The organism is Ruicaihuangia caeni (assembly GCF_029952955.1).
GTDB classification, from domain to species: Bacteria; Actinomycetota; Actinomycetes; order Actinomycetales; family Microbacteriaceae; genus Ruicaihuangia; species Ruicaihuangia caeni.
This window is the reverse complement of the sequence record NZ_JASATX010000002.1, coordinates 102,345-125,611: the sequence shown is the minus strand read 5'-3', so window position 1 is coordinate 125,611 and position 23,267 is coordinate 102,345. Positions and strand designations below refer to the sequence as shown.

Below are 23,267 nucleotides of genomic sequence, written 5' to 3'. Positions count from 1 at the left end.
GCCTACTTCACCAGCGGGAAGAGGATCGTCTCGCGGATGCCGAGGCCGGTGATCGCCATGAGCAAGCGGTCGATGCCCATGCCCATGCCACCCGACGGCGGCATGCCGTGCTCGAGCGCACGCAGGAACTCCTCATCGAGCTGCATGGCCTCGAGGTCGCCCTTCGCGGCGAGCTTCGCCTGCTCGACGAAGCGCTCGCGCTGGATCACCGGGTCGACCAGCTCGGAGTATGCGGTCGCGAGCTCGAAGCCGCGCACGTACAGGTCCCACTTCTCGACCACGCCCTGCTTGGTGCGGTGTGCGCGCACCAACGGGCTGGTGTCGACCGGGAAGTCCATGACGAAGGTCGGCCGCTCGAGGCCCGGCTTGACGTAGTGCTCCCAGAGCTCTTCCACGTACTTGCCGGGCAGCGGATGCGGCACCTCGATCTCGACGGCATCCGCCATCTTCTTGAGCTCTGCCATCGGGGTCTGCGGCGTGACCTCGACGCCGGCCGCCTCGGAGAGCGACTCGTACATCGACAGCCGCGCCCAGTCGCCGCCGAGGTCGTACTCGGTGCCGTCGGCCCACGTGACGATATGGGAACCGGCCACGGCGAGCGCCGCATTCTGGATGAGTTCCTGAGTGAGGTCGGCCATCTGGTGGTAGTCGCCGTAGGCCTGGTACGCCTCGAGCATCGCGAACTCGGGGCTGTGCGTCGAGTCGGCACCCTCGTTGCGGAAGTTGCGGTTGATCTCGAACACGCGCTCGAGCCCGCCGACCACCGCGCGCTTGAGGAACAGCTCGGGCGCGATGCGCAGGTAGAGCTCGGTGTCGAACGCGTTCGAGTGCGTGATGAACGGGCGCGCAGCCGCTCCGCCGTGCATGGTCTGCAGCATCGGGGTCTCGACCTCGATGTACCCGTGGCCTGCGAAGGTGTCGCGGAGCGAGGCGACCGCCTTGGCGCGGGCGATGACAGTATTGCGCGCCTGCTCGCGAGAGATGAGGTCGAGGTAGCGCTGGCGCACGCGCGTCTCCTCGCTGAGCTCCGAGTGCAGGTTCGGCAGCGGCAGCACCGCCTTCGAGGCGATCTGCCAGCGGTTCACCATGATCGACAGCTCACCGCGGCGACTCGTGATCGCCTCGCCCTCCACGAAGACGTGGTCGCCGAGGTCGACGAGTTCCTTCCATTCATCGAGCGATTCCTGACCCACCTCAGCGAGGCTCACCATCGCCTGGATGCGCGAGCCGTCGCCGGACTGCAGCGCGGCGAAGCACAGCTTGCCGGTGTTGCGCGAGTGCACTACGCGGCCGGCGACGCCGACCGTGACGCCGGTCGAGGCATCCGGTTCCAGTCCCTCGAATCGCGCTCGTACTTCGCCGATCGAGTGAGTGATGGGCACACCGACGGGGTAGGCGTCACCGCCGGCGTCGAGGATGCGAGCGCGCTTGGCGAGCCGAACCGCCTTCTGCTCCGAGACCTCTGCCTCGGTGAGTTCGGTGGTTTCGTCGGTCATGCGTACTCCTGGTTCATGTGCGCGCGGAAGGACGGCGGCAACCCGTCCCATGCTAGTTCGTGCCGCGCTGTCGCTCGGGCCGGCGGTCGCTCGGCTCGCCCTGAGCGACCGCCATCGAAACCGGGGGCTGTCGGACTCCAGGAGTTGGCGCCAGCGTAAGGCTTCAGGCCTCAGGCCTCAGGCCTCAGGCCTCAGGCGAAGCGCACCGCGCGAGTGTCGATGAGTCTGGCCGAGCCGACTCGCGCCGCCACCACAGCGCGTGCATCGCCTCGGAAGCGGGCCCCGACTGGTTCGAACGTCGCCGTGTCGACGATCTCGAAGTAGTCAGGATCGACTCCGGATGCCGTGCCCAGCACCTCGCGGCCGGCGTTGAGCGCCGCGTCGACCCCTGCCCCCTCCGTCGCGGCGTCGTGAGTCGCGGCCAGTGCACGGCAGAGCGCGAGCGCCTGCTCGCGTTCCTGGTCGCTGAGGTAGCGGTTGCGGCTCGAGAGCGCGAGTCCCTCGGCATCCCGCACGATGTCGACCACCTCGATCGAGACCGGGAGATCGAGATCGGCGACCATCTGCTTGACCAGGAACACCTGCTGAGCGTCCTTCTCACCGAACACCGCAACGCGCGGCTGCACGATGTTGAAGAGCTTCGCCACCACGGTGAGCATCCCGTCGAAGTGGCCGGGCCGCGAGGCTCCCTCGAACGTCGATCCGACGGGCCCTGCGGTGACCCGCGTGGCGGTCTCGCCATGCGGGTACATCTCACTCGCCGACGGAGCGAAGACGAGGTGCGCACCACGGGTCGCAAGCGCTTCGAGGTCGGCCTCGAGGGTACGCGGGTAGCGATCGAGGTCCTCCCCCGCGCCGAACTGGAGCGGGTTGACGAAGATCGACACCACGACGGTGTCCGCGAGTTGCACCGCACGATCGACGAGCGCGAGATGCCCGTCGTGCAGCGCGCCCATCGTCGGCACCAGTGCGATGTCGGCACCCTGCATTCGGGCGCCTCGTAGGCGCTCGCGCAGGTCCGCGATGCTCGTGATCACCTCTGGACGACTGATCGACTGGGTCATCGTTCATCCTCCGGGTCGGCCAGGTCATGCTCTGGGGTGCCGCCGTCGGGATCATCGCGGGTGCCGCTGTGGCCGGCAGGCCCCGGGAACGCCGGCAAGTCCAGTTGCAGGTCGGGCTCGAACGCGGTCGGATCCACCGGGTCGGGGTCATGCTCTCCCGCCGCGGCGAGGGCGTTGTCGATCGCCGATCGAACCAGCGGGCCCAGCACAGCGCCGGGACGCTCAACACCCACGCTGCGCAGGATGCCGGCCGCCTGCCGCACGATCTCGCTGGAGAACCCCGTCGCAGTATCGATCGCCTCGGCGTATGCCCACCGATCGCGCTCGTCGATCAGCACCGGCTCGGCCCCCATCTCGACGACGAGTGCCTGGCCGATCGGCTGCACCGGCACCGGCGCCGTGACCGCGCACCAGCTCTCGCGCAGGCGGGCCAGGTCGATGCTTGTGCCGGTGAACGACATCGCGGGGTGCACGGCGAGCGGGATCACTCCGGCCTCCAGCGCCGGTTCCAAGACGTCGATGCCGAACCGGGGCGAGGTGTGCAGCACGAGCTGTCCGCGCTGCCAGACTCGCGTCGCCGTGAGGCCTGCGATGAGGCCCGGCAGCTCGGCATCCGGCACTGCGATGATGACGAGTTCGCTCACCTCGATGAGCCGGGGCACCTCGAGGATCGGCACGCCGGGCAGCATGGCGTCGGCCCGTTCGCGGCTCTCGTCGGACACAGCCGCGATGCCCACGAGGGCGTGCCCGGCTCCCGCAAGTGCCGCGCCCAGCACGGGGCCCACTCGACCCGCGCCGATGATGCCCACGCCCAGGCGCCCCGCTCGCCGGTTCACTGCGAGTGCTCCCTCGATCCGGTGTCGAACTCGGTCGCCGGCTGCTGGGGTGGCATGTCGGTCGCCGGCTGCTGGAATGGCGCGCCTTGCTCCGGCTGCCGAAGCTGCTCAGGCGAGTGCTGCGCGAGCGGCTGCGTCAGTGGTTCCTCGACCGCGACCATCGACTCCGACCTCCAACGGTGCGATCGATCGGATGCCGCGGCCTCGACTGTGCGCGCTGCGATCTCGTCGAATGCGGTGGCGAGCTCGTCCATGTCCATGGCGCCGAGGGATGGGGTGATGGGGCCGGCGACGGTGTGCACGTGCAGGGCGCCGAGTCGCAGTGATCGAAGCACCGGGCCCTGTCGCATGCTCGTGCTCTGCACCCGGGGTTGCGGCACGATGATCAGCGTGCGCCAGATCGCGCCCTTCCGGATCACCACTCCGCCTGGCACGAGCGTGAACCCGTTGCGTCGGCGGCTGAACCAGCGCAGCGCCTGCGCGCGCACCGGTGAGTTCACCCAGCCCTCGTCATCGCCACGCGACGTCAGCCCGCGCATGATCTGCTCGTGGTCGCCGACCTCTGGCGCGATGAGCGCGAGCACCCGCGCCACGTCGAGGCGGTCGCCAACGGGCAAGATCGTGGTGTTCTCCTGACCGGCCGCGCCCTTGGTCGATGACCGCGACGCGCGGTTGACCTTGATGTGCCACCAGTCGAAGGGCCGCCACAGCAGCGTCTGGCTGATCTGGATCGAGTGGATGCGGCCGGGCGGCAGCGTCTCATTGCTCGTCGACAGCAGTCCGAACCCGACCCGCACGCCATCCTCGGTGCCCGCGATCGAGTACCGCAGCGACTTGGTGAACCGCGACACGAGCACACCGCCGAGCGCGAGCAGGCCCGGCACGAAACCGACGAGCAGCAAGAACTCACCGGTGATGAACGCTGAGACGCCGACCGCGATCAGCATCGCGACGATGGCGATCGAGATATCGCTGAGGGCGAGGGAGCCGGCGAGCCGCCCCGGGTTGAGCTGCACAACCGATTGAGGCGGCGCGGCATCCGGATCGAGCTCGGGAGCGAGGAACTCGGTGATGCGCTCCCCGATCACGCCGCCGTGCGCGGCAGGAGTCGTCGGGCTCTCGGCGGCTCGTCTCGTGCCGGAGGCGAGCAGCAGGATGTCGCGGCGCAGATCGTCGGCCTGCTTGCTGTGCAGGTATGACAGCTGCACGTTCGCGTCGTCGCCGGCCTGATTGACCTCGAGCTTCGCGGCGCCGAAGATGCGCGGAATGAATGGGCGCACCACGTTGATGCCCTGGATGCGGTCGAGCCGCGCCCGACGATTCGTGCGGAACAGGATTCCGCTCCGCACCTCGACGAACTCGTCGGTGATGCGGAAGCTGTGCATGCGCCAGCTCAAGTAGAAACCGGCCACGACGATCAGCAGCACGGCGCCGGTGACGAGCAGCGCCCACCCAAGCAATCCCTCGCCGATGATCCAGTCGACCGGATCGCCACTGTATTCGCCTGCGCCGATGAAGGAGTCGATGATGCGTTCGCGCGCGTTGGCGATGATGACGCCGGCGATCGCGATGAGGGCGATCCCACCCTTGAGCAGCGGCGTAGCCGGGTGCAGCCTGTGCCACTCGCCGTCGGCGAGACCCGTGCTGCCGCTGGTGTACGGGCGCCCATCGGATGCGGGGGGCGCCCCGCCGGCATCCGGCACGGGGTATCGCGGGTCTGCGTCGGTCACAGACCAGCCCTCCTGGTCTCGGCGAGCGCGATCAGCTCGTCGCGCAGGCGCTCGGCCTCGGTGTGCGGCAGCCCGGGGATCGTCACATTGGTCGATGCCGCGGCGGTGACGAACTTCAGCTCACTGAGGCCCATGGCACGCGTGATGGGGCCCCGGTTGATGTCGACGAGCTGCATGCGCCCATAGGGCACCGCGACGAAGCGTTGGAAGAGGATGCCGCGGCGGAACAGCAGGTCGTCACCGCGCAGGCGGTACCCGATCGACCGCACGCGGCGCGGCGTGAGCGCGATCACGATGATGAACACCGCGACGATCGCCGCCGGCACGACCCACAGCCACGTCTCACCAGTGAACAGCGCCGGCAGGCTCAACCCGCCACCGAGCACGATCGCCGCGATGACGTTGCCGATCAGCTCGACGACGATGTAGCGCGGCGACACCCGCTGCCATTCGTGCTCAGGCAGATCGAGGCGGGTGGGGAGGGCGTGGGACACGGCGGCCTTTCACTACGGCTCACAAGGGTTCTTGGTTCGGTGGCGCACGGCGCGTGAGGCACCCGCAGCGCGTGTTCGACTCTAGCGGCGGGGCCCGAACGGATCGTCTCGGCCGACTCGACCACTCCAGCTATCGGAACGTTCGCGAGAATCGCCGGCGCGCCGATCGTTGCGGCCGTCCTCTTCGCGCTCGCGTCCGGTGCGTCGCGCGGCATCCTTCTCAGCATTCGAGTCACCGTCGCCGTGCTCGTCGCCGGGCGGCAGCGAGCACATGCGCTCGGCGATGAGGGCTCCGGTCACGAGAGCGGCGCCGCCCACCACGCTCGCGGCGGACAGGAGCACTGCGCCGCCGGCGGCCACGACGCTCCGGCTGAGCAGGTACACGATGACGCCGATGCCGAAGCCGCCGATGAGCGAACCGGCGAGGCTCGACGCCTTGGCGAGCACCAGCACGCGGGTGGCGTAGAAGGGATCGATCGCGTTGAGGGTGCGTGCCTTCACGGCTTTGCGCACCGGCCGGGCAAGCGCGACGAGCACCGCGCCGATCAGCGCGAGAGCGACGGCCAGGGTGATCGGCGGCACGAAGACCGGGCGTCCGGCCGCCGCAAGGCCAGTGTCGAGCATGATGCCTGCCGCGAGCCCGATGACGGCGAGCACGAGCAGTGAGACCGGGCCGGTGCGCTTCACTGTGCGCCCTCTCGCCGTGCGCCCTCTCGCCGTGCGGCATCGAGCGGTTGCGAGTCGTCGAGTCGTTGCGAGTCGCCGAGCCGTTGCGAGCGGCCGAGCGCCGCAATCAGGTCACGCACCGCTCCTCGCCCGGGCAGGGTCGCGTCGGGTTCGACCTCGAACCACGGTTCGAGCACGAAGTCGCGCTCGTGAGCGCGCGGATGCGGCAGCGTCAGTCGCTCGCTCTCAAGCGTGCGGCCGCCGTAGTCGATGAGGTCGAGATCGAGCGTGCGCGATCCCCAGCGCTCGGCCCGCACGCGGCCGTGCGCGTCTTCGATGGCGTTCATCACGTCGAGCAGCGAGGGCGCGGCGAGCGAGGTGGTCACGAGGGCGACACCGTTGAGGTAGCCGGGCACCGTCTCGTCGCGGCCCTCCAGCGTGATCGCAACGGAGTCGATGAGTGTCGAGACGGCATCGACGCGGATGCCGGGGGTCGCAGCGAGGTCGCGCACCGCCTGCTCGAGGGTCGCGCGCCGATCGCCGAGGTTCGCCCCCAGCGCGATCACCGCGCGCACCGTCTCGCGACGCGATGCCGCGACGGGGCCGGATGCCGCGACGGGGCCGGATGCCGCGACGGGGTACAACGCCGCGACCGCGTGAGCCCCGGCATCCGCCCCACCTGCTCGCCGAGATGACACTTTCTGCTGCGATTCCGCCGATTCCGGTGCAGAACGTGTCATCTCGGCGGACGCTTGGGCGGAGGTTTCGGCAGGCGACAGCGTGGGGGCGTCGGCGGGGCCGGGAGCGGGGGCGTCGGCGGGGCGGCGGGCGGCGCGGGTGATGGTGACCGAGACGTCGCGGAACGGCACGGCGATCGGCGCCTCGGGCTTGTGCACCGTGACGGTGACGCGCTGCACCGCCGGGCGTGCGAGCACGACTGCGGCGATGCGCTCGGCGAGCGTCTCGATGAGGTCGTGCGGCTCTCCCTCGATGACGGCCACCACGTCGCCGGCGACTTCGCCGTAGTGCACGGTGCGTTCCAGCTCATCGCTCGCGGCAGCGGCACTGAGGTCGAGTTCGAGGTCAACGTCGGCGATGAACGTCTGACCGTCTCGCCGTTCGAAGTCGAATACGCCGTGGTGCCCACGCGCTTGCAGGCCCGTGATGGTGATGCGGTCGAGCGAGCGCGTCATGTGAGCCGCTCCCGCTGCTCTCCCGCAGACGCGGGCTCTCCGTCAGCCTCGAGCCGCGGCTCGAGCGCTGCGCCATGCCCGGGATGCGCCTCGCGCCCAGAGGTCCAGGCATCCGCTACCTCCAGGGCTGCTCTCGTCGAGGCGACATCGTGCACGCGCACAGCCCATGCGCCTGAGACCGCGCTCAGTGCGCTCACCACCGAGGTCGCCACGTCGCGATCGCCCGCGAGGTCTCCGAGGAAGCGCTTGCGGCTGTGGCCGATGAGCAGCGGCCGTCCGAGCGAGCGCAGTTCGTCCATGCGCGCGAGCAGCTGCCAGTTGTGCGCGCGCTGCTTCGAGAACCCGAGCCCGGGGTCGAGCACGATGCGCTCCAGTGGGATTCCCGCGGCGACGGCCTGCGTCATCCGCCGCTCGAGACCGGCCCGCACCTCGTCGACGACGTCGTCGTACCGGGCGCGCTCGTCGTCGGGCGTCGAATCGGTGCGCCCAAGGAGCCCCCGCCAGTGCATCGCGATGTAGGTGGCCGGCGTAGCCGCGACCGCCGAGTACATATCCGGGTCGGCGAGCCCGCCCGACACGTCGTTCACGAACTCGGCACCAGCCTCCACGCATGTCGCCGCGGTCGCGGCGTGCATGGTGTCGATGCTCACGCGGATGCCGCGAGCCGCCAACTCGGTGACAACCGGCAGCACCCGCTGCAACTCCTCGTCGGAGGTCAGCGGTTCGGCGCCGGGTCTGGTCGATTCACCACCGATGTCGATGATGTGTGCCCCATCGGCGACGAGTTCGACGGCATGGCCGATGGCGGCATCCGCGTCGAACCAGCGTCCGCCGTCGCTGAACGAGTCGGGCGTCACGTTGACGATGCCCATGATGAGCGTCACGCGATGCCGCCGATCAGGGCCATCACCTCGGCACGGTGCGCGGCGGTGGCGAGCTCACCGCGGCTCGCCATCGTGACGGTGGTGCTCGCCGCCTGTCGCGTGCCGCGCGCGGAGACGCAGCTGTGCTGCGCGTCGACGACCACGAGCACGCCGCGCGGGTCGAGGCCGGTCTCGAGCGCATCCGCGATCTCTTCGGTGAGCCGCTCCTGCAGTTGGGGACGCGAGGCGATGGTCTCGACGACCCTCGCGAGCTTGCCGAGGCCGACGACCCGTTCACCCGGAACGTACGCGACGTGCACCACACCGATGAACGGAAGCAGATGGTGCTCGCACATCGATCGGAACTCGATGTCGCGCTGCAGCACGAGTTCACCGGTCTCCGGCCCGACCGCGACGGTATCGGTGAGATGGGTCAGCGGGTCGACGCCGATGCCCGCGAAGAACTCGGAGTACGCCTGGGCCACGCGCTCGGGCGTGCGCTCGAGCGTCGGGCCGCCACCGAGCGCGGCGACGATCTCGCGCACCGCGGCCTCGACGCGAGCGACATCGACGCCCGTCGCCGTGCCGAGCGTCGCCGCGTCCACAGGTCGGTCGGTCGGCACGGATGCCGGTGCTCCGTGCGACTCTCGCTGCATCGCGTGCTGCTCGGACACTCTCTGCCTGCCTAGGTCGTGATTCCGCTGGACGGGGCGGGGCCGCTGTGCTCCTCGGAGTTTCGCACGTGCTCGTCGATGTTGGGGGCGTCCGCGCCGTGGGCGCCGGCGGCTTCGTCTCCCGTCGCACCGACTCGGGCGGCCGATTCGCCGACCTTGCGCGACCGATCGGAGGCGACTCGCCCCTCAGTGGCGTCCCGGTCGATGGGCGCCTTCGACGGCATCGCCACCGGGGGCACGTTCGACGAGGGACGGTTCTCGCTCGAGAGCCACTGCGGGCGCTCGGGGAGCTTGCGCACATCGGCGAAGAGCGCCTCGAGTTGCAGGTGGTCGAGCGTCTCCTTCTCGAGCAGCTCGGAGGCGAGCTTGTCGAGGATGTCGCGGTTCTCGTTGAGCACCTGCCACGCCTCGTCGTGCGCGGTCTCGATCAGCCTGCGGATCTCGGAGTCGACGGTCTCGGCGATCGATTCGGAGTAGTCGCGCTGCTGACCCATGTCGCGCCCGAGGAAGGGCTCGCCCGAGCCGTGGCCGAGCTTCACAGAGCCGACCTCGGCGCTCATGCCGTACTCGGTCACCATGCGGCGAGCGATCGACGTGGCCTTCTCGATGTCGTTCGATGCGCCGGTGGTCGGGTCGTGGAACACGATCTCCTCGGCCACCCTGCCGCCCATCGCGTAGGTGAGCTGGTCGAGCAGTTCATTGCGCGTCACCGAGTACTTGTCTTCCACCGGCAGCACCATCGTGTAGCCGAGCGCGCGACCGCGAGGGAGGATCGTCACCTTGGTGACGGGGTCGGTGTGCCGCATCGCCGCTGCCGCAAGCGCGTGCCCGCCCTCGTGGTACGCGGTGATGAGCTTCTCCTTGTCGTTCATCATGCGCGTGCGCCGCTGCGGGCCCGCCATCACTCGGTCGACGGCCTCGTCGAGGGCCCGGTTGTCGATGAGCTGGGCGTTGCTGCGGGCGGTGAGGAGCGCTGCCTCGTTGAGCACGTTCGCGAGGTCTGCACCGGTGAATCCGGGGGTCTTGCGGGCGAGCACGGCCAGGTCGACATCGTCGGTCATGGGCTTGCCCTTGGCGTGCACGTGCAGAATCTGCTCGCGGCCCTTGAGGTCGGGCGCCTCGACGGTGATCTGGCGGTCGAATCGGCCGGGGCGCAGCAGCGCCGGGTCGAGCACGTCGGGACGGTTCGTGGCCGCGATCAGGATGACGTTCGTCTTCACGTCGAAGCCGTCCATCTCGACCAGCAACTGGTTGAGCGTCTGTTCGCGCTCGTCATTGCCACCGCCGATGCCGGCGCCACGGTGACGACCCACAGCGTCGATCTCGTCGATGAAGATGATGGCGGGCGCGTTCTCCTTCGCCTGGTTGAACAGGTCGCGCACGCGGCTGGCACCGACACCGACGAACATCTCGACGAAGTCAGAACCCGAGATCGAGTAGAACGGCACTCCGGCCTCACCAGCGACGGCGCGGGCGAGCAGCGTCTTTCCGGTGCCGGGAGGGCCGTAGAGCAGCACGCCCTTGGGGATGCGCGCTCCGACGGCCTGGAACTTCGCGGGCTCCTTGAGGAACTCCTTGATCTCCTGCAGTTCCTCGATCGCCTCATCGGCGCCCGCGACATCCTCGAAGGTGACCTTCGGGCTCTCCTTCGACACGAGCTTCGCGCGCGACTTGCCGAACTGCATGACCCGACTGCCGCCGCCCTGCATGCTCGAGAGCAGGAACCAGAAGATGAGACCGATGATGATGAACGGCAGCAGCAGGCCCAGCAGGCTCATGAACCAGTTCGTCTGCGGCACCTGGTCGTCGAACTGCACATCCTTGGCGTCCGTCACGGCCTGCACGATCTCGGCGCCGCGCGGCGCGACGTAGTAGAACTGCACCTGTGTGCCGTTGTCGCCGTCGGCCTTCTTCAGGGTCAGGTCGACTCGCTGCTCACCGTCGACGATGAGCACCTTCTCGACGTTGGTCCCCTTGAGCAGGTCGAGTCCGTGCTGCGTGGTGACCTCACGGAACCCCGAGCCGGTGATCAGGCTGAAGCCGATCCACACGGCGATGGCGCCCACGAGCACATAGAACACCGGGCCGCGGAAGAGGCGCTTGAAATCCATAGTCTTGCCAGGCTAGCGCGCGGCGACTGTGCTCAGCCCTCGTGTTCGCCGTAGGGGTACTGCAGGCGGATGCGGTCGGCGCGAGGTCGGCGACGAGCGAGTCAGAAGCGGTGCTTCACGCGGTCGGCCGGTCGCGGCATCCGCCCGATCAGGAATAGACGTGGGGCGCGAGCACGCCGATGCCGCGCAGGTTGCGGTAGCGCTCGGCATAGTCGAGGCCGTAGCCGACGACGAACTCGTTCGGGATGTCGAATCCGACGTACTCGACCGGCACATCGACCTTCGCTGCGTCGGGCTTGCGGAGCAGCGCGCACACCTTGACCGAGGCGGCCCCCCGGCTCTGCAGGTTGCCGAGCAGCCAGCTCAGCGTGAGGCCCGAGTCGATGATGTCTTCGACGATCAGCACATCGCGGCCGGCGAGGTCGGAGTCGAGGTCTTTGAGAATGCGCACGACACCGCTCGACTGGGTGCTCTTGCCATACGACGAGACCGCCATCCAGTCCATGTCGACGTGCAGCTTGAGCTCGCGCGCGAGGTCGGCCATGACCATGACGGCACCCTTGAGCACACCGACGAGCAGTGGACGCCGACCTTCGTAGTCGCGCTCGATCGCTCGGCAGAGCTCGGCGATCTTGTCGACGATCTCGCGTTCGGAGATCAGTTCGCGGTCGAGGTCATCGCGGACGTCGGCGAGCTCCATATGCAATCTCCAGGGTGCTAGCGGCGCGTGTGCTGGCGTGTGGTTTGCGTCATGCGTCGGCGTCGTGCCCGAGCGGGTCGGCGGTGAACACGACGCGGTCGCCGACGCGTTCCACTCTAATGCCGGGCAGATGCAGTGCTCCCTGGCCCCGCCAGTCGGTGACGAGGCGCGCCACTTCGAGCGTGTGCGCGCGGCTGAGCGACCGGTGGAACTCGGCATCGACGACCTTGCGGATGAGCCGGTTGCGAAGCGCGGCCGGGTTCGCGGCGAGCGCTGCGACGGGGAGCGAGAGCCCGCCCTCTTCGAGTTCGGCGAGCTCCTCGATGAGTTCATCGGTGAAGCGGTCGAGCGCCTCGGCATCCTCGCGCAGCACATCGGCGGTGCGCGCGAGCGCCTCGACGACATGGGCGCCGAGCGCGCGCTCGAGAGCGGGGAGCGCTTCGGTGCGCACTCTCACGCGCGTGAACGAGGTGTCGTCATTGTGCGGGTCGGCCCAGGCGGTGAGACCGAGGTCGGTGCAGCTCTGCTCAGTCGTCGAACGCCGGATGCCGAGCAAGGGCCTCAGCAGGAGCGGGCGAGCGAGCTGCGGGCCGCCAGTTTGCTCACCCGCGTATGTGGCAGCGGCGAGCGGCACGCACTCGCGCATGCCGCCGAGGCTCAATCCCCCACTGCCGCGCGCGAGACCGAGCAGCACGGTCTCCGCCTGGTCGTCGAGCGTGTGGCCGGTCATCACGGCGACCGCGCCGGTCTCCTGGGCGACGATGGCGAGTGCTGAGTAGCGAGCGTCGCGGGCGGCCGCCTCCGGCCCTCCGGCTTCGCCCACCTCGACGCGCCGCACGACCACGGGGTCGAGGCCGAGGGCGCGCGCCGTCGCCGCGGCATTCGCTGCGACCAGGGCCGATCCGCTCTGCAATCCGTGGTCGACGATGACCGCACCGGCACGCAAACCGTGGCGCGGTGCCTCGAACGCCGTGGCGGCGGCGAGCGCCAGCGAGTCGGACCCGCCGCTGAGTGCGACGAGCACGAGGCGGCCATCTGCTTGGTCTCGGGTCGCGTCTGCGGTCGCGCCGTCGGGGGCGTGTGGGGCGGATGCCGCGGGCGTGACATCGCGGGGCGGGGCGGCGTTGCCGGCATCCGTTCGCTGCCGGTCGTCGGGAGTGCGCGCCTCGGCGTCGAGGCGCCGAACGAGCACCCCTCGCACGGCGCGACGCACGTCGGCGATCGCCGGAGTGAGCCGCGGACGTCGCGGGGCTGGTCGGGCGGCGGTGTCGGAGGCCTGCCCAACGGCGGGCTCCGGAGCCGGCTCGGGCGGCACAGAGCGCATCCAGTAACGTTAACGCAGCATTCGATCCACCCTGAGGAGCACGTCATATGGGCGCTTACGACGCCGTTATCGAGATCCCCCGCGGGAGCCGCAACAAGTACGAGGTCGACCACGAGACCGGCCGCGTGTTCCTCGACCGGGTGCTCTACACGACGTTCGTGTACCCGACCGACTACGGCTACTTCGAGAACACCCTCGGCCTCGATGGCGACCCCGTCGACGTGCTGGTGCTGCTCGAGTACCCGCTGTTCCCGGGCGTCGGTGTGAAGGTGCGACCGGTCGGCGTGTTCAACATGACCGACGACGGCGGCAGCGACGCGAAGGTCATCGCGGTGCCGGCGAAGGACCCCCGCTGGGACCACATCCAAGATGTGGGCGACATTCCTGAGTACACCCGCAAGGAGATCGAGCACTTCTTCGAGCACTACAAGGACCTCGAGCCCGGCAAGTGGGTCAAGACCGAGGGTTGGGGCGACGCCGCCGAGGCCGAGGCGATCATCGAGGCCGGCGTGAAGGCGTTCGCTGAGCAGCACTGAGTTTCGCGGGATGGTGCCGAGCGTTGGCCGCTCAGCACGCCTCAGACTCGCATGGAGCGGGGGTTGCCTTCGGGCGGCCCCCGCTTCGCGTTTGTGCCGCTAGTGCGTGGTGCCGCCCGTGCGCGGTGCCGCCAACGCGCGGTGCTGCCAATGTGGTGCCCCCGTGCGCGGTGCCGCCAACGCGCGGTGCCGCCAACGCGGGGTGCCGCCAATGCGCGGTGCCGCCCGCATCCGTGCGCATCCCTGCCCGGTCGCGTGCGCCCACACCTCCGCCGAGATGCCAAAATCTGCAGCTCCTGCCGCCAAAACACCGCAGATCTTGTCATCTCGGCGAAGGGAGAACGACGAAGGGAGAAGGGCAAAGGGAGAAGAGAGGAGGGGCGGATGCTGGGGCCGGAGCCGTGGAGCGTGTGAAGGCGTCCGCGGGCTCAGCCGGTCGGGCGGCCGACGTAGGGAACGAGATCGCCGTAGCGCACGGGCTTGATGCGCACCGTCTCACCGGGATACGGCGCCTCGATCATCTGGCCGCCGCCGAGGTAGAGCGTGACGTGGTACTTCGAAGCGCCTGTGGAGCCGCCGGCCGAGTAGAACAGCAGATCGCCGGCCATCATCTGGTTGTACGGCACTAGACGTCCGCGGGCGGCCATGGTGTTGTACTGGTTGGTCGCCGAGTGCGTGCCGATGCTGACGCCCGCGGCGCTGTACGACATGAGGGTGAGCCCCGAGCAGTCCCAGTAGGTCGGGCCTCGACCGCCGAGCTGGTACGGCTTTCCGAGCTGCGCCTTGGCGAACGCGATCGCCGTCTGCACCGCACCGGGTGAGGGCGTCGGCGGAGGCGGCGGAGGCGCCGGCGCCGGGCTCGGCGATGGCGAAGGTGAAGGGCTCGGCGAGGGTGAGGGCGACGGCCCTGGCGCCGGGCTGGGTGAAGGCGACGGCAACGGGCTCGGCGAGGGTGAGGGCGCCGGGGCGGGTGCCGGTGAAGGGCTGGGCAGCGGCGGCGGCACCGCCGGAGGTGCGCCGGCGTTCTGACGGCGCTCCCACTCGAGGCCTTCGTAATAGCCGCGCTCGACAGCAGCGCTCGTTCCCTTCAGCGCCGCGAGTTGCGCGTACAGCTCGTCCAGCACGGCGGACTGCTGCCCAGCAGCGGTCGACGACGAGTCTGCTCGAGCCTGAGCGGCAGCGAAGACGGATGCCGCGCGCTCGGCGAGCCGATCGCGTTCGGCTGCTGCGGCATCCGCTGACCGCTGCAGCGCCAGCGAGACGTTGCGCTCCGTGATCGCCTGCCCGTACAGCGAGCTCGACTGCGAGCTGAGCTGACTGAGCCGGCCCATGCCACGCAGCAGCTCGTCGGAGCTCGACGCGCCACCGCCGAGCAGTGTGAGCGTGAGGTCGCCACCCCCGGAGCGCGAGAGCTGCGCGAGCAGCTGCCCGGCGCGGCGAGCCGATGTCTCTGCCCGTTCGCGAGCGGAGTCCGCCTGTTTCTGCAAGCGGGCGGCGCGCTCGACCGCGCGCTCATGCTCGACGACCGCGGCGTTGTACTCCTCGCCACGCTGCAGCGCGAGTTGTCCGAAGGCTGCGGCATCCGACGAGAGCGATGCCACCAGCGCCTCGAGCTCGGCCACCTTCTGCGCAGCGGTCGCGGCGTCTGACCGCGCGGCTTCGACCTCTTCCCAGGTGGGGAAGTCGGGCTGTGCGTGCGCGGCCGTGACGCCGAGCCCGATGCCGAGGCTCGTCGCGGTCAGCAGCGCGAGCAGCGTCGCCCTACGGCGTCGCATGCCCCCACCTCGATGTCCCCCGGTCGATCACTGCTCAGCCGATCGGGATCCCGTGGTTGCGGTAGTACGTCACAGCGTTCGTGGCGACGCCGTTGATGCGCACCTCGAAGTGCAGGTGCGGGCCGGTGGAGGCGCCGGTCGACCCGACCTGCGCGATCTGCTGCCCGGTCTGCACCTGCTGGCCGTAGCGCACCATGATGCCGCCGTCGCGGATGTGCGCGTACCCGGTCGATACGCCGTTGCCGTGGTTGATGAGCACGAAGTTGCCGTAGGTGCCGAGACGGCCGGCGTAGGTCACGGTGCCACCGGTAGCGGCGTAGATGGGTGTGCCCATGCCAGCGCCGATGTCGGTGCCGGTGTGCAGGCGCCAGTAGTTGTAGACGGGGTGCAGCCGGTTGCCGTAGTGCCCGGTGATCCAGCCGTTGACGGGCCAGACCCAGCCGTTGACCGGCCCGCGGGTGCTGGTCGATCCCCCGCCGCCGTTCGCCGCGGCTGCAGCGGCCGCTGCAGCGCGGGCGGCAGCGGCCCTCGCCTCGGCCTCCTTGCGGATGCGCTCGCCCTCGGCATACTCGGCCTCGGTGTTCGCGCGAGCGAGGCTCAGCACTTCGAGCTGCGCCTTGAGCTCGACGGCGTGCTCCTCCTGCTCGGCGAGAGCGGCGTTCGCAGCATCTGCAGCCTGCTGAGCGGCGATCTGCTTCGCCTCGGCCTCCGCGCGCAGTTCTTCACGCACTTCCCGGGCGACCTCCGCTTGGTCGGCCAGTGACTGCGCGGTGTTCATGTCTTGCAGCGCGCGGACGTAGAGGCCCTCGGACTGCTTCGTGATGCGGCTGGCATAGCCGAGACGCTGCAGCAGGTCGTCGGCGTCGCCGGGGTTCGCGAGCAGACTGGCGCTGAGGTTGCCGCCGCCCTGACGCGACAGCTGCGCGGCCATCTGGCCGGCCTGCTGACGCGAGGTCGCGGCGATCTCGCCGGCCGCGTCGGCCTGAGCCTGCAGGTCTTGCGCCTTGAGTGCCGCCTCCTGGAACGCCAGGTCGGCCTCTTCGAAGGCGTAGCCTGCTTCTTCCGCGGCAGCGGTCTTCGCGGCGACATCGGCCTCGAGGTTCTTCAGCAGCGTCTGGATGCGCGAGATCTCGGCCTTCTTCGCCGTCTCGTTCGCGCGGGCCTTGCGCACGTCGTCCCAGCTCGGATAGTCGGCGGCATAGGCCGGCTCAGAAGCCGCGTCGACGATCGCGCCTGAGAAGAGGATGCCGACGGCGACGACAAGCGCGACGAGAGGGCTGCGCCGCCAGCGAGCCCTGCGGCTCGCGGTCGCGGAAGCACTGGCTGTCCGCGCTTCGGTCGCTGTCGTACGCGCAAAGAAGCGCCGGCCTGCTCCTTGGCGGTCGGCGCGGTCTTCGCCCTGCTCGGCGTGCTGCGAGTGCAACTCGTTGGCTTCCATCGCTCCCCAGATACCAGTGTCGCGCGTTCCCCTGCGCTGGTGTTTATAACGTTGTTCACACTGTCAACAGCATCAACTCGGTCAACACTGACTTCCAGCATCCTAAGGGCAGAGAGCCCGAAAGTCTCAACAACCACTTGAAACTATGTGACGGATGCCGCAACTCTGGGTTCATCGCGGGCGCGTCGCACGGGTCACGGAAGCAGCCGAGTGGCCCCTGAGAGCCGAGCGCCGCTCGGTTTTGCATCTTCAGGCTCGTTACGTATGATTGACCCTCGGCAAGCTAAGAGGTTCACACTTCACGGCCCCATCGTTTAGTGGCCTAGGACACCGCCCTTTCACGGCGGCAGCACGGGTTCGAATCCCGTTGGGGTCACGTATAGAATTGAATAGCTAGGCCCTGTAGCGCAGTTGGTTAGCGTGCCGCCCTGTCACGGCGGAGGTCGCGGGTTCAAGTCCCGTCAGGGTCGCTCTGGCGAAAAGCCCCTTTCAAGGGGCTTTTCTCCTACTGAGGCCGAATTCGTTCGGCCTCTGGCTCTGTAGCTCAGTTGGTAGAGCGTTCGACTGAAAATCGAAAGGTCACCGGATCGATGCCGGTCGGAGCCACAAGGGTGATCGTTACAATCACCCCAGAAACCCTCGCGTAGCTTCTACATCGCGGGGGTTTTGCTTTTCGCCGGTGAGACCCGGATCGTCTCAACGCTGAGCCCGGCGCTTGAAACGCCTCCGAGGTCGCGCTTAGCCTTCTGCCGGCTCCGCTTCGTGATCCGACTACTCGTAAGCCTCGCGGCGGTGAGCCACCCGCACCACCGTCACGACAAGCACATCGTCGAGGACCTCGTACAGAACCCGGTAGTCGCCCACCCGGATCCGCCAGGCGTCGCTCTCGCCGACCAGCTTCTTGCAGCCGTCGGGGCGAGGGTCGCCTTCGAGTACGGCAATAGCGAGCAGGATGCGGCGACGGATTCCCGTGTCGAGCTTCCGCAGTTCCTTCGCGGCCGCGGTGGTGAACTCGACGCGGTAGCGACCCGAGTCGCGACTCACTCGGTGATCTCAGCGAGCAATTCACCGAGGCTGACGCGCCCGCCGTCATCGGCAGACTTGGCTGCGCGGTACTCGGCGACGTCACGCAGCATCTCCAGGTGCTCCAGCAACTCAAAATCGTCGGTGCCAATGAGCACCGCCGCTGGCTTGCCGTTCTTGGTGATCTGCACGCGCTCGTGCCCGTAGCTCACTCGACCAACAGTGTCGGCAAGACCCTCGCGCAGCTCGCGAATCGTGACAGCGGACGTGATGGTGCTCATAGGGCCATGTTAGCAACTATGTACATAACAGCCACAGATGCATTTGTGAGCACGTCGGCTTCTGGCACCAAAGACGCGGCTCTTCAGACCAGGGTCATCACCATGACGAGGAGGGCGTTTCAATAGGGGATGTGCAGGGCAACGAGACCTCGATGAACGCTCTTCGCGATACGGCAGACACGGCGGCCATCGCCGCGACGCTGCGCGCTGCCGGTTCGGTGTTCGCGGAGGAGGAAGCGGCTCTCCTGGTGGCTGAAGCATCCACCCGGCAGCAGCTCGAGCGGTTCATCGAGGAGCGCGTCGCCGGTGTGCCGCTCGAGCACATCGTCGGGTGGGTCGAGTTCCGAGGGTTGCGGGTAGCGGTCGAGCCTGGCGTCTTCGTTCCGCGGCGTCGCACGGAGTTTCTCGCGGAGCTCGCCGCAGCCGATGCCCGCGAAGGCGATGTCGCCGTGGACCTGTGCTGCGGCAGCGGGGCGATCGGCGCCGTGATCGCTCACGAGGCGCCGGGGGCAGACGTCTATGCGAGTGACATCGACCCGGTTGCCGTCGCGTGCGCGCGTCGCAATCTACCGCCCGAGCGAGTATTCGAGGGCGACCTGTTCGACGCTCTCCCGGGGGCACTCGCCGGAACGATCGACGTGCTCGTCGCCAACGCCCCCTACGTGCCAACGGGTGCTGTGGCGCTCATGCCGCGCGAAGCCCGACTGCACGAGCACCTCGTCTCGCTGGACGGCGGCGACGACGGGCTCGACGTTCATCGGCGCGTCATCCAAGCGGCAGCGACGTGGATGGCTCCCGGCGGGGTCGTGCTGATCGAGGTCAGCGAGCGCCAAGCGCCGGCGCTGGCCGGGCTCTTCGAGCAGGCCGGCATCCGACCATCCGTTCTCCACTCCGAGCAGTGGGACGCGACCGTTGTCATGGGCCGAGTGGCGGGCGGAGTGGCGGGCGCGGATGGCTCGTGCCACGGATCGCCTCAGCGGTATCGCGCCTCGTAGTGCGCGTCATCCGCTTCGAAGAGGGCGTAGCGCACCCCCTTGATGAGCCTCAGGTCGTAGTCGACCGGGTTTCCGTCCGCCGTGAGCGATTCCAGAGTCTCGTCGCCCGAGTCGACCGGAAGCATGCCCCACAGCAGTCCCTGGGCGAGCGGGTCGACGTCGATGTCGAATGCGAGCCCGCCGTCTGCATTCGCGCGCACGTTCTCGAAGTTCGAGGCTTGGCGGCCGTCGGTGAAGTCCAGCAACTGGCGCGCGGAGATCATCGGAACACCCCGTCGCGTCGCGATGTCCATGAGTTGCTGATCGAAGTTGTCGCTGAAGTCGAAGTGCGTGCCGAACGCCCCGTAGTAGCCGCGCTCGTCCTCGGCCGCGTCGATCAACTCCTCGATCGCCGCTGTTGACCCGTTCCACGTCTCGTTGACGAGATGCGACTCCTGCTGGAAGACATCCAGCATCCGACCGGTCTCATCGCTGAAGCGCATGGGAAGCGCCGATCCGGTCATGTACCCCGGACGGCCGTCGATCCAGCTCGGCGGCCAGTTGTAGTAATCCATGTCGATTCGGATGCCCCACTTCTGGTCCTCCTTCGGCAGGCCGAGCCAATTGCTGTAGGCGATGCAATGCAGTCGATGACCCTTTTGATCGGGGAGATCGGGGTACCTCGCGCGGAACGCCAGCATGTGGCGGGTGAACGCGTCAGCCAACGACTCCGGCGTCCAGTCGGCGCACTGCGTGGAGACGTGCACTCCCAGATCGAACCCCAGGTCGGAGTAGTGCTCAGCATCTTCTGGAGACAGCGGCGTGGACGGGTCCAACCACACGCTCGCCTGGGGGCATTCCCATTGCGCGACGTCGCAATCGTCCGGCGCAGCCGAGACCATCCGCTGCAGGAACGTTCGAGTCCCGTCCTTTGTCGCATGATCGTCCGCCGCCATGACGATCGCGGCGTTCTCGCCGTGCGGCAGGTACCAGAACCGCGGCAATGGCGACGTGGATCCGTGCAGTTCCTCGAGCACGTTGCTCAGCAGACGCATTTGCTCGTCTGCCTGCGGGGTGCCGATCCTCGACAAGTCCAGCGGGTCGGGTTCGCCATTCGAGCCCATGAAGAGGTCGTTGGGCCGGATCGGTGGCGACCCGTCGCGCTCCGAGCCGGCAGCCGCTGGGTCGCCCTGCCTGGTGTACATGACCGAGGTCGCGAGGTCGTAGCTGAATGCGGCGACGCGCCCGCCGCCGTCCCCTACGTCGGTCAAGGTGAGGGCAGGGTACTGCCCACGGCTCTCAGCACTGGGTAGCAGGGTCGCGGCAGTCTGGCTCACCGATCCGCTCGAGTACAGCAGGGCGTCCCCTTTGAACTGCATGGCCTCGGCCGTCAGCCCTGCACCCGGCTGAGCATCGGTGTCGATCTGCAGGTAGGCGTTCTCGAGCGTCTCACCGGTTGGCTGCAGCCCGGCGAGCTCGGCCAGTTCCCCCTGTGGCTTCATGGTGACGAGGTCTCCCCCACCCAGCACCCAGGCCCGGATGTCGGAGATGTGCGGCCCTGTTGAGCTCATCGCACCGAGAATGACGACTGCGCGATCCGCCAGCAGCTCGCCCGACACCTGCTCGGGCGTCGCAGTGTCGAAGCTTGTGTACCCTTCCGCCCGCAGCACTTCAGCCAGATAGGAGTCGCGCGTGCCGTCGCGGGCGACGAGCAGGATGCTGCTGCCGGAGTGAGCGGAAGCCCCGCCAGAGGAATTCGCCGCGAGACTCGACGGCGCCTCGACAGTGAACGACCACGAATCGATGACGTTGCCCTCGCTCGCGCCAGACGCGTTCTCCTCGACCTTCACCGCGTACTTCCCCGCAGCGAGAGGCTCATCTGGTGTGAACGACAGCGCTCCCGAGCCGTTGGCCTCCGTACGCCCCTCGACCGCGTCTCTGTTCGACCCAGTGAGGACGATGTCGAAGTCCTCGTGCGCTTGGAACCACCCGGTCTCCAGTTGCACGTGGACCCCCGCGGTGTCGGGCCCTACCCGGGCCGCTTCGCCCGGGTAGCGGGCCACTACCTCAGTCGCCCACGCCCCGGTGCCGACCGCGACGACGGACATGCCGGCAACGACCGCCGCGCACGCCGACAAGCCGATGAGGATGCGGCCGCTCTTGCGCAGAGGTTCTTTTCGGGTCGGAGACTGTCTTGTCACCCTGGGGCTCGGGATCGGATCGGTGCGGTTTTCGGGGGCGTCTGTCGTGCCGACGGCAAGACTCGGGTCGCCACGCGCCGCCAACGGGTCGAACAGATCGTGACACCCAGTCTCCGTCGCGCATGGCGTACGTCAAGACGCTCAGGCGAAGCGAACAGATACAGCGACCGACCGGCGCCCTCGCTCCTGCACATCCACAGAGTTCAACCGCAACCGCGATCAAGCCGTGACCCAGCAAACTCTCAGCCGCTCATTAGCACTCGACGCATGAGAGTGCTAAAATCGGGGCCGAGCCACGAAGCCACGTGGCGTCCAAACAAGTGAAAAAGAGGTGATTTGTCATGGCTATGTCGATGTCATTTGATCCTTTCACTCAGTTGGACCGGCTGGCACAGAGCCTTTTCGACACAAGCCGTCAGCCCAGGATCATGCCTGTGGATCTCTTCAGAGAGGGCGAGCAGTACGTGCTGAGCGCCGACCTCCCCGGCATCGATCCCGGCTCGGTCGACGTTGACGTCGATGGGCATGTGCTCACGATCCGTGCTGAACGCACCGCAGCGACCCGAGAGGGCGCACGCTGGCTCACGCAGGAGCGCCCATTCGGTTCGTATATGCGCCAATTCACCATCGGCGACGATGTCGACGTCGAAGGCATCTCCGCGAGCTACGACAACGGTGTGCTCAGTGTGGTCATCCCGATCGCCGAGCGCGCGCGACCGCGCAAGATCACGGTCGAATCCGCATCGAAGTCCAACAAGGCCGTCACGGCCTAGCGCGAAGCGCGAGTACGCCTGACATCGGCGCTTCGCCGCCGCGGTCGCAGACGATGCTCGTGTCGCATCCAAGCGCCGCGCGACGCAGGAGAAGCGGCTGCCGGGCACCGCCCGGTGGCCGCCTCTTCTCGCTCGTTCTCGCACGTCCGCTTCCGGCATCCACAAGAGCGCCGAAGCACATTCATCAGGGAGGCTCGTATGACCACATTTCAAGCGTTTCCCAGCCGGTTCAACGCGGGGAACATCAGGCGAAACGGCGAGCGGCTCCTCAAGCACTCGCAGGAACTGGTCTCCCGGGCCGCGACGGAAGCGGCTCGGCTCGGTCGCTCGGCAGGCACTGCGTGGGAGCGTGTCGGAACCCTTCCGAAGCTGGTCGTAGTGGTGCTCGGTTCGGCTGCGACCCTCGGGCTGATCGCGATGGCGAACACCGCTGTGCTCGCCTCGATCTACATGCCGCGCTGGCAAGCCTTCGCGGCGCAACTCGGCTTCGACCTCTGACGTCGTCGAGCCCTCACCCCAAGCCCTCGCACCCTCCCGGAAACGACAATGCCCGCCGTCAAAATCAAGCCCGCCGCATCCTTCGAGCCACCCGACATCGATGGCCTCGCCTTCACGCGACTCTCTACGACAGAGTGGCGGGTGAGCGACGCGACCATCGACCCCAAGAACGCCGAGTCGCTGCTCGGACTGCTCGAGGAGACCGCCGACTCGTACTCACTCCTCTGGCTCGCGAGCGGCGACGGGCCCAAGGAGTACGAGTTCCGGTCGATCGACGAGTTGAACGCGTTCTTCTCCTTGCACTCGGTCAAGTGCCCAGGCACCCCTGGACCGCTCGAGGCTGGAGCGGCCGCCGCCGCAGGTGGTCTGCCGGAGGACTCCGCTTCTCGGCCGAGCTGACCGGCGCGGCTCAGCTCGGCTCGGCGCGGCTCGGCTCAGCTGGCCTCGGATCGGCGCGGTTGCCGTTCGCGCGAGGGTTTCGTGCAGTTGCGAGGGATGCAACCCGCGGACCTGCAGCAAACCCTCGCAACGCGGCCATCTGGCGCACGCGCGCCCCGAGCGTACGTTGTCGACTGAGCCGCAACGAAGCTCCGGCCGCTTGCGGCGACGAAGGCGAG

General features: G+C 68.3%; 22 protein-coding genes and 3 tRNA genes. 8 read left to right on the top strand and 17 right to left on the bottom strand.

Going from position 1 to position 23,267, the window contains the following annotated elements; all coding sequences use genetic code 11:
* Window positions 1-2: 2 nt before the first annotated feature.
* From lysS to tilS, 12 genes are all read right to left on the bottom strand, one after another.
* Window positions 3-1,496, bottom strand: coding sequence for a lysine--tRNA ligase (gene lysS, locus QF206_RS05715; RefSeq protein WP_281488253.1), 1,494 nt, complete (start codon window positions 1,494-1,496; stop codon window positions 3-5).
* Between the two features lie 191 nt (window positions 1,497-1,687).
* Window positions 1,688-2,560 (bottom strand): pantoate--beta-alanine ligase, encoded by an 873-nt coding sequence (gene panC, locus QF206_RS05710; RefSeq protein WP_281488252.1) that lies wholly within the window; start codon window positions 2,558-2,560, stop codon window positions 1,688-1,690.
* Window positions 2,557-3,396, bottom strand: coding sequence for a Rossmann-like and DUF2520 domain-containing protein (locus QF206_RS05705; protein ID WP_281488251.1), 840 nt, complete (start codon window positions 3,394-3,396; stop codon window positions 2,557-2,559). Before QF206_RS05705 ends, panC begins: the two co-directional genes overlap by 4 nt.
* A complete protein-coding gene (locus tag QF206_RS05700; protein ID WP_281488250.1) occupies window positions 3,393-5,126 on the bottom strand; it encodes a PH domain-containing protein in 1,734 nt (577 codons plus the stop codon). Before QF206_RS05700 ends, QF206_RS05705 begins: the two co-directional genes overlap by 4 nt.
* The gene (locus tag QF206_RS05695) at window positions 5,123-5,620 is read right to left on the bottom strand and encodes a PH domain-containing protein (RefSeq protein WP_281488249.1); all 498 of its coding nucleotides are present in this window, start codon (window positions 5,618-5,620) and stop codon (window positions 5,123-5,125) included. The genes QF206_RS05700 and QF206_RS05695 overlap by 4 nt, the downstream gene beginning before the upstream one ends.
* 81 nt (window positions 5,621-5,701) lie before the next feature.
* Window positions 5,702-6,307 (bottom strand): DUF3180 domain-containing protein, encoded by a 606-nt coding sequence (locus tag QF206_RS05690; RefSeq protein ID WP_281488248.1) that lies wholly within the window; start codon window positions 6,305-6,307, stop codon window positions 5,702-5,704.
* Window positions 6,304-7,479: a 2-amino-4-hydroxy-6-hydroxymethyldihydropteridine diphosphokinase gene (gene folK, locus QF206_RS05685; RefSeq protein ID WP_281488247.1), complete on the bottom strand. Its 1,176-nt coding sequence runs from the start codon at window positions 7,477-7,479 to the stop codon at window positions 6,304-6,306. The genes QF206_RS05690 and folK overlap by 4 nt, the downstream gene beginning before the upstream one ends.
* On the bottom strand, window positions 7,476-8,363 hold the full coding sequence (gene folP, locus QF206_RS05680) for a dihydropteroate synthase (RefSeq protein WP_281488246.1): 888 nt from the start codon (window positions 8,361-8,363) through the stop codon (window positions 7,476-7,478). The genes folK and folP overlap by 4 nt, the downstream gene beginning before the upstream one ends.
* A complete protein-coding gene (gene folE, locus QF206_RS05675) occupies window positions 8,360-9,016 on the bottom strand; it encodes a GTP cyclohydrolase I (protein ID WP_281488245.1) in 657 nt (218 codons plus the stop codon). Before folE ends, folP begins: the two co-directional genes overlap by 4 nt.
* Window positions 9,017-9,027: 11 nt before the next feature.
* The gene (ftsH, locus tag QF206_RS05670) at window positions 9,028-11,127 is read right to left on the bottom strand and encodes an ATP-dependent zinc metalloprotease FtsH (RefSeq protein WP_281488244.1); all 2,100 of its coding nucleotides are present in this window, start codon (window positions 11,125-11,127) and stop codon (window positions 9,028-9,030) included.
* 148 nt (window positions 11,128-11,275) lie between these two features.
* Window positions 11,276-11,827, bottom strand: a complete 552-nt coding sequence (gene hpt, locus QF206_RS05665; protein ID WP_281488243.1) for a hypoxanthine phosphoribosyltransferase — start codon at window positions 11,825-11,827, stop codon at window positions 11,276-11,278.
* 49 nt (window positions 11,828-11,876) lie between these two features.
* Entirely contained in the window at window positions 11,877-13,151 is a 1,275-nt protein-coding gene (gene tilS / locus QF206_RS05660) for a tRNA lysidine(34) synthetase TilS (protein ID WP_340309589.1), read from the bottom strand.
* A gap of 47 nt (window positions 13,152-13,198) precedes the next feature.
* On the opposite strand from tilS, the gene ppa reads away from it, so the two are divergent.
* Entirely contained in the window at window positions 13,199-13,687 is a 489-nt protein-coding gene (gene ppa / locus QF206_RS05655; RefSeq protein WP_281488242.1) for an inorganic diphosphatase, read from the top strand.
* Window positions 13,688-14,115: 428 nt separating this feature from the next.
* On the opposite strand, the gene QF206_RS05650 is transcribed toward ppa, so the two are convergent.
* Together QF206_RS05650 and QF206_RS05645 are read right to left on the bottom strand one after the other, a co-directional pair.
* Window positions 14,116-15,462, bottom strand: coding sequence for a C40 family peptidase (locus tag QF206_RS05650; RefSeq protein WP_281488241.1), 1,347 nt, complete (start codon window positions 15,460-15,462; stop codon window positions 14,116-14,118).
* 34 nt (window positions 15,463-15,496) lie between these two features.
* Window positions 15,497-16,900 carry a peptidoglycan DD-metalloendopeptidase family protein gene (locus tag QF206_RS05645; RefSeq protein WP_281488240.1) on the bottom strand — a complete coding sequence of 468 codons (1,404 nt, stop codon included), beginning with the start codon at window positions 16,898-16,900 and terminating at the stop codon, window positions 15,497-15,499.
* A gap of 303 nt (window positions 16,901-17,203) precedes the next feature.
* Between QF206_RS05645 and QF206_RS05640 the strand changes: the two genes are divergently transcribed.
* The 3 genes from QF206_RS05640 to QF206_RS05630 all read left to right on the top strand — a co-directional run bounded on the left by QF206_RS05640 (window position 17,204) and on the right by QF206_RS05630 (window position 17,506).
* Window positions 17,204-17,276: transfer RNA gene (locus QF206_RS05640), tRNA-Glu, on the top strand.
* A 20-nt stretch (window positions 17,277-17,296) separates the two neighbouring features.
* Window positions 17,297-17,370 (top strand) — tRNA-Asp (locus QF206_RS05635).
* 63 nt (window positions 17,371-17,433) lie between these two features.
* Window positions 17,434-17,506 (top strand) — tRNA-Phe (locus QF206_RS05630).
* Window positions 17,507-17,671: 165 nt separating this feature from the next.
* On the opposite strand, the gene QF206_RS05625 is transcribed toward QF206_RS05630, so the two are convergent.
* Window positions 17,672-17,944, bottom strand: a complete 273-nt coding sequence (locus QF206_RS05625) for a type II toxin-antitoxin system RelE family toxin (protein ID WP_281488239.1) — start codon at window positions 17,942-17,944, stop codon at window positions 17,672-17,674.
* On the bottom strand, window positions 17,941-18,204 hold the full coding sequence (locus tag QF206_RS05620; protein WP_281488238.1) for a type II toxin-antitoxin system Phd/YefM family antitoxin: 264 nt from the start codon (window positions 18,202-18,204) through the stop codon (window positions 17,941-17,943). The genes QF206_RS05625 and QF206_RS05620 overlap by 4 nt, the downstream gene beginning before the upstream one ends.
* A 152-nt stretch (window positions 18,205-18,356) precedes the next feature.
* On the opposite strand from QF206_RS05620, the gene QF206_RS05615 reads away from it, so the two are divergent.
* Window positions 18,357-19,199, top strand: a complete 843-nt coding sequence (locus QF206_RS05615) for a putative protein N(5)-glutamine methyltransferase (RefSeq protein ID WP_281488237.1) — start codon at window positions 18,357-18,359, stop codon at window positions 19,197-19,199.
* On the opposite strand, the gene QF206_RS05610 is transcribed toward QF206_RS05615, so the two are convergent.
* On the bottom strand, window positions 19,178-21,286 hold the full coding sequence (locus QF206_RS05610; RefSeq protein ID WP_281488236.1) for an Ig-like domain-containing protein: 2,109 nt from the start codon (window positions 21,284-21,286) through the stop codon (window positions 19,178-19,180). The genes QF206_RS05615 and QF206_RS05610 overlap by 22 nt on opposite strands.
* Before the next feature lie 440 nt (window positions 21,287-21,726).
* Between QF206_RS05610 and QF206_RS05605 the strand changes: the two genes are divergently transcribed.
* The 3 genes from QF206_RS05605 (at window position 21,727) to QF206_RS05595 (ending at window position 23,049) form a co-directional block, all read left to right on the top strand.
* Window positions 21,727-22,152, top strand: a complete 426-nt coding sequence (locus tag QF206_RS05605; protein WP_281488591.1) for an Hsp20/alpha crystallin family protein — start codon at window positions 21,727-21,729, stop codon at window positions 22,150-22,152.
* 198 nt (window positions 22,153-22,350) lie between these two features.
* Window positions 22,351-22,650, top strand: coding sequence for a hypothetical protein (locus QF206_RS05600; protein WP_281488235.1), 300 nt, complete (start codon window positions 22,351-22,353; stop codon window positions 22,648-22,650).
* Between the two features lie 48 nt (window positions 22,651-22,698).
* Entirely contained in the window at window positions 22,699-23,049 is a 351-nt protein-coding gene (locus QF206_RS05595; RefSeq protein ID WP_281488234.1) for a hypothetical protein, read from the top strand.
* The last annotated feature ends 218 nt before the right edge of the window (window positions 23,050-23,267 follow it).